General features: G+C 65.8%; 3 protein-coding genes. 2 read left to right on the top strand and 1 reads right to left on the bottom strand.

Annotated features, from left to right (window positions below):
• Together A8G00_RS24560 and A8G00_RS24555 are read left to right on the top strand one after the other, a co-directional pair.
• Positions 1 to 715 (top strand): glycosyltransferase (locus A8G00_RS24560; protein WP_146032647.1); only part of this gene is annotated, 715 nt, incomplete at its 5' end.
• Positions 716 to 1050: 335 nt separating this feature from the next.
• Positions 1051 to 1443: an energy transducer TonB gene (locus A8G00_RS24555; protein WP_253258087.1), complete on the top strand. Its 393-nt coding sequence runs from the start codon at positions 1051 to 1053 to the stop codon at positions 1441 to 1443.
• A gap of 126 nt (positions 1444 to 1569) precedes the next feature.
• Here the strand turns inward: A8G00_RS24555 and A8G00_RS24550 are convergent, their stop codons facing one another.
• Positions 1570 to 2553, bottom strand: coding sequence for a DUF2279 domain-containing protein (locus A8G00_RS24550; protein ID WP_103001949.1), 984 nt, complete (start codon positions 2551 to 2553; stop codon positions 1570 to 1572).
• Between the last annotated feature and the right edge of the window lie 193 nt (positions 2554 to 2746).

Raw genomic sequence — 2746 nt, 5'->3', positions numbered from 1 at the left:
GGCCGCCGCGCCGGCCTTTGCGGCGGCGGCGCGCGAGGGGCGGGTCGCGGTCATTCCCAACGGCATCGACGCCGCCGCGGCGCGCGCAAGGGCGGAAGGTCCGGCGCCCCATGGCTGGATGACCGAGGATGCGCCGGTCATCCTCGCCATCGGCCGGCTGGCGAAGCAGAAGAATTTCGAGACGCTGCTGCGCGCCTTCGCCACCTTGCGGCAAAGCCGGCGGGCGCGGCTCATCATCCTGGGCGAGAGCCGGGACCGGATGCGCGACCGGCTGATGGAGCAGGCGCGCAGGCTGGGCATGGCGGACGATCTGGCGCTGCCCGGCGTGGTGGCGAACGTCTTCCCCTGGCTGGCGCATGCCGACACCTTCGTCCTGCCGAGCTGGTGGGAAGGATCGCCCAATGTGCTGCTGGAGGCGATGGCCGTGGGCGTTCCCGTGGTCGCCTCCCGCACGGCGGGCAATGCGGCCGATCTGCTGGATGGCGGGCGGTTCGGGCGGCTGGTCGACCCGGCGGATGCGACGGCCATGGCGGATGCGCTGCTGGGCCAGATCGAACCCGCCAGCGCCATCCTGCCGGGCAACAGGATAGAGGCGTTCAGCCTGGAGAGGGCGATGGCGGGCTGGACGGATATTGTGGAGCGGCTCGGGGTGACGGGACATCCGGGGAAAGGCCGAGTCGCCGCCGCGAGCTTGGGTCCCGTTCACCAAAACTGATCAACGACAACGGGTTGGCCCGCATCCCCGCCGCGTGCGGCAGCCATGCGGCCACGCCGGAGCAAAGGCACAATCGTGAAATATTATGCATGTCGATGAGATTGCTGGTTTATATTCATTACCAGCATGATCGATTTTGTAATATATAGCTTCGCGCTGCTTTCGGCCGGTCAGACACAGCCGCAGCCGCAATCCACGACATCATTATCCTGGCAGAGGAGGCTCTTATGCGTGCCAGATATTTGGTGCTTTGCTCGTCCCTGCTGCTGTCGACAGGGGTTAGCGCCAGACAGCCCGGTGACCAGCTGACCGTCATTGCGTCTCCCGAAAAGGAGATGACCCTTGAAAAATGGCAGAGCCGGACCGCAACCCGGCTGACCGGTAGCATCCGCCGCGCCGCCGATCAGAATTTCGACCGGGATGCGACCGGCTATACCCGCGTCGAATTCCGCCTGGACGGGGAGGGGCGGCCGCAAGCCGTCTCGCTGGCCCAGCCTTCATCGTCGCCCGCCGTCGACAGCATATCCCTGCGGGCGGTGAAGCGGATGGGGCGGCTGACGCCCCTGCCGCCGCAGATCGCCGCCTCGTCCCGGTTCGAAGCCTGGATCGTCGTCGCCAGCGACGCGCTGGAACGCGACGCCATGTTGCGCCGGCTGCGCACCGACCACCGCGCCCGGATGATGGCGCAGGCCGACGGCGACAGGCCGGTCCTGATTGCGTCGCGCTGAGCGCCGTCCTTCCCCCCGGACGGCGTTGCGCGATGCGGAGTCTGGAGGAGCGGCCGGGCGGTTCGATGCGGCGCGGGTCAGCCTGCGCGCATCCGCCCCGTTCGCTCTTCCAGCTTCCCTTGCCCGTCAATGGAAATAGGCGGCGGTATAGGGAAGCTGGAAATAGTTGAGCCCGCTGCCGATCGCCCGGCCCAGGCGCGAGCGGCTGTCGCGGAAGAACAGCTGCTTGATGTTGAGGCCGACGCCGAAGAAGATGTCGCGCTCCGGCTCTCTTCCGGCGGCGCGGTCGGCATTGGTGAAATTCCTGCCGCGATAGCCGACCTGCAGTTCGACGAAGCGCAGCGGGCTGTCGCGCAATCCCCTGAAACCGGAAAGTTCGAGCGCCAGAAGGAAGCGCTGCTGCTCATAATGACGCTTTCCCTTGAAGCTGTAGACCTCTGAATTGGGCATCATCAGCAGGCGGAAATCCAGCTTCTCCTCCAGCCCCGGCACGGTGTGGCGGAGCACCGAGAAGGCCGCGCCGCCGCTGTTGAAGACCACGTCCTGTATCGAAAAGCCGCTGTCCTTCTTATGCGCGTCCCACAGCTCGCCATAGAGCATGAGGCCCATGGAAAGCAGCGCCGCGGGCGCCGCCGCCCGCGCCCGGTCATGGGTCCTGCGGGCGATCCGCGCGCCCAGAAATTCAGCGAAGAGATAGGCGTTGAAGGCGTGGGTCAGCTTGTCGATGCCCAGATTATGGGTGTTCTTGCCGAACCAGCCCTCATCCTTGAAATGGAAATGGGTCGTGCCGTCGGTCCAATAGGCCTGCGTCGCGGTGATATAGGCGAACAGGCCGATAGTCTCCCATCTGGCGGCGCCGATGCGGCTGCCCAGCGAATGGTAACGCCCTTCCATGACGGGATCGGGAGGAGGCGGGATGCGCGGACCGGCCGGCCCCTGGACCCTGTTGCCGGTCTCGGGTGGTTCCGGCGTCATGGCGCTGAGGTCGAAGGGTGTTTCCAGCAGGGCCGTTTGGACCGCTTCATCCGGGCGGACGTCTTGCGCATCCGCCGGCGTCAGGGCGATGCAGAGAGCCCAGGGAACCGGCAGGAATGTCCATGCAGGGCGCATCCTCTCCTCCCCGACAGACTGCGCCCATTGCAGGCTTTGCATGGGCGCTTGATCTCATCGCGGGAATTTAAGTTAGCGTCCGCGCTCGTGGTGTAATTTCTGGTGTAGATTGAGATGATCGCATGGGGTGGGGCATGCCGCACCCCATGCGATTTCGATCTCGGTGGCCACCGGGCTCATCGGTAAGGTGGAG

Origin of the sequence: Sphingobium sp. SA916 (genome assembly GCF_002894065.1) — a bacterium.
GTDB lineage: Bacteria > Pseudomonadota > Alphaproteobacteria > Sphingomonadales > Sphingomonadaceae > Sphingobium > Sphingobium fuliginis.
Note: the sequence above shows the minus strand (reverse complement) of the source record. Positions and strands in the feature narration are given on the sequence as shown.